General features: G+C 33.5%; 3 protein-coding genes. All 3 read left to right on the top strand.

Annotated features, from left to right (window positions below):
• The first annotated feature begins 296 nt into the window (after window positions 1-296).
• The 3 genes from ACLTOQ_RS00450 (at window position 297) to rlmN (ending at window position 2,693) form a co-directional block, all read left to right on the top strand.
• On the top strand, window positions 297-776 hold the full coding sequence (locus tag ACLTOQ_RS00450; RefSeq protein ID WP_002322212.1) for an MGMT family protein: 480 nt from the start codon (window positions 297-299) through the stop codon (window positions 774-776).
• A gap of 724 nt (window positions 777-1,500) precedes the next feature.
• Window positions 1,501-1,680, top strand: a complete 180-nt coding sequence (locus ACLTOQ_RS00445) for a cysteine-rich KTR domain-containing protein (RefSeq protein ID WP_002588768.1) — start codon at window positions 1,501-1,503, stop codon at window positions 1,678-1,680.
• Between the two features lie 23 nt (window positions 1,681-1,703).
• Window positions 1,704-2,693: a 23S rRNA (adenine(2503)-C(2))-methyltransferase RlmN gene (gene rlmN / locus ACLTOQ_RS00440; RefSeq protein WP_002569187.1), complete on the top strand. Its 990-nt coding sequence runs from the start codon at window positions 1,704-1,706 to the stop codon at window positions 2,691-2,693.
• Window positions 2,694-2,775: the final 82 nt, after the last annotated feature.

Genomic DNA, 2,775 nt, shown 5'->3' with positions numbered 1-2,775 from the left:
GAAGATACAGCAAACAAAAAGCCCAGTAAAGAGTGCAAAGCACCACCAATGGTGGCAAGGCTCTTGACAGGGCTTTTTCTTTTCTGTTGTGGGGTAATCAAGAGGAAGAAAGAAAAAGTGTGCATTTTTGTTCCATAAATGCTAAGGGTATGCTGATTTTTATTGTGGCGGATATATGGAACTGTTATAATATGGATATGAAGAAAGCGACAAATTTGAAAGTGTTAATAATTTTCAAACAGCCTCATTGCATGGAAATAAGAAACAGACTATCCTTAAAGTAGGAGGTGGCACAAATGGCAAATGAAGATAAAAAAGATTTTAATGCTATGTTGCATGATAGTAAGGATATGCCAAAATTTCAAATTATCATAGACCAGAAAAGTATTGAGAAATATGGTGGAAACAAAATGTATTTTGCTCCCCCGATTGACTATGACAAAGTAATGAAAAAAGTTCCGTATGGTAAAGTGATTACGGTTGGAAAAATACGAGAACACTTTGCAAAATTGAGTGGTGCAGATTTTACAGAGCCGATTACAGCGGGTATATTTGTTTCTATTGTAGCGTGGGCGAGTTATCAGCGTTCCGAAGATGAAACACCCTATTGGAGAACATTAAAAGCAAACGGAGAATTAAATGCTAAATATCCAAATGGTATTGAAGCACAGAAAGAAAAATTAGAAGCAGAGGGACATACCATTATTCAAAAGGGGCGTAAAAATATACGATACTATGTAAAGGACTATGAAAATTCTCTTTTTGATTTGAAATAGGCAAATTCTATTTCACAATTTCATATCTCTATACACAAAGCAGTTAGTCTTAGGATTGACTGCTTTTTTCATACCTAAATTTCAGATTGGAGTGATGAAATGGTGTTTGTTAGAGCTGTTCAATAAGATTATCGGTGCATAAAATTTTATTGTGGTGCAGATATGAAAATGATATAATGTGGATATGAAGAAACGGACAAATTAGAATTTGGAGTGAAACAGAATGATTATAATAATCGAAACCGTAATTTTATGTATCGCGTTTTTTCTAATATGTTTTTGGGGAACAGGTACAGATAACAAAAATTTAAAAAGCTATTCATCTTATCCAGATGAAGTGCAAAATCGAATAAAGAGTATTGCAGAATATCAAGGAAAATTTAAGGAAAGCAATAAAGTGGTTACATTTAGCCAAAATAATTCATATATATATATGTTGACAACAAGCTGCTTTTGTATATAATATTATATAAAAGGGGGGGAATGTTTATGTTACATAGCATGCGTATTCGATAAGCATTGAAATCAAAAAAGATTTTTCCCATTTTCAATATGGGCTTTTTTGTCATGCTTATTTTGCGTATGCTATACAACAAAACTAACGACGTATAGACATAGTATAAAAACTATGCCTTAATTTTGTTGTAGTATTATATGTATAAATGCAGGTCAATGCTCATGTTGAGAATTGACCTGCATTTTTTTGCGCAAAAGGAGAAATATTATGCTTGAAAAATATTGGATAAAATGTCCAATTTGTAACGGAAAGACGAGGGTTCAAGTATTTTATAATACGGTATTAAGAAATTTTCCTCTTTTCTGCCCTAAATGTAAATTAACACATATCGTTGATGTTGAAAAACTAGAAATCATAATCAAAAACTCTGAAAAACAAACTTTTTAATTTTGAAAAGGAAGGATATTTAAATGAAACACTTACCTAAAAGTACACCTACGGAAATATTGAATGACCCATACGGATTTACTTACAAAGAAATGTCGGAAGTAATTGGAGAGGATAAAGCAAGAGCCTTATATACGGAATTGTATAAACAGCCATTTCACAAAGAAAATCTATCAATATCAACAAAAAAAGTCTATAAAAGTAGCGATACTGAAAAGTATGTTTATGAATTGAAAGATAACAGGTATATTGAAACGGTTTTTATTAAACGGCGAGATGGTGGGACTGTTTGCGTAAGTACGCAAGTTGGTTGTTCTGTTGGCTGTATTTTTTGTGAGTCCGGACGCAATGGTTTTGTTCGTAATCTAACACCGTCTGAAATTGTGCAGCAGGTTGTATTGATACGTCAAAAAGTAAATCGTATCGTTTTTATGGGAATGGGAGAACCTTTATTCAATTACGACAACTTGATTGCAGCAATCCATATTCTTCGAGATAGAAATGGACTTAACTTTCCAACCGACGGCATTACCGTATCAACAGTTGGTCCAGTTAATCAATTAAAAAAATTGCGCGAAGAACATCTAAAAATTCAGTTGACAATATCTTTACATGCAGCAACACAGGCTGCGAGAAACTGTATCATTCCTCATATGCACATGTACGCTATTGAAGATGTTGTTAAGCAAGCATTGTCCTATTCTCAAAGGCATAATCGAAAAGTGGTATTTGCGTATTTGCTTTTACCAGGTATAAATGACCGTTCCTCAGATATAAGGCAACTTGCAAAATGGTTTAAGGGCAAAAATGTTATGATTAACGTGCTGCAATACAACCCGACGAGTAATTCAAAAATTAGAGCACCACAAAAACAAGAAATGGTTGCGTTCAAACATCAATTAGAGCAAACAGGACTTGAAGTTACCATGAGAGTTTCTCATGGTAGAGAGATTAAAGCAGCTTGTGGACAGTTAGCTAATACATATAATAAAGCCAAAAAACAACAGAAATAATTTAATTAAAAGAGCCAGACGCACAGACGCAGAGCCGATAATATGCAGTTTGAAATACTGCTGTTATCGGCTCTTTTTTGAT

The sequence above is a fragment of the Gallintestinimicrobium sp. genome, assembly GCF_046968865.1.
GTDB lineage: Bacteria > Bacillota > Clostridia > Lachnospirales > Lachnospiraceae > Gallintestinimicrobium > Gallintestinimicrobium propionicum.
This window is presented reverse-complemented; position numbering and strand designations above follow the sequence as displayed.

What these genes read in the sequence shown, in the direction of transcription:
- ACLTOQ_RS00445 (WP_002588768.1), top strand. Translation starts at nt 1,501, where the DNA reads ATGCTTGAAAAATATTGGATAAAATGTCCAATTTGTAACGGAAAGACG.
- rlmN (WP_002569187.1), top strand. Translation starts at nt 1,704, where the DNA reads ATGAAACACTTACCTAAAAGTACACCTACGGAAATATTGAATGACCCA.
- ACLTOQ_RS00450 (WP_002322212.1), top strand. Translation starts at nt 297, where the DNA reads ATGGCAAATGAAGATAAAAAAGATTTTAATGCTATGTTGCATGATAGT.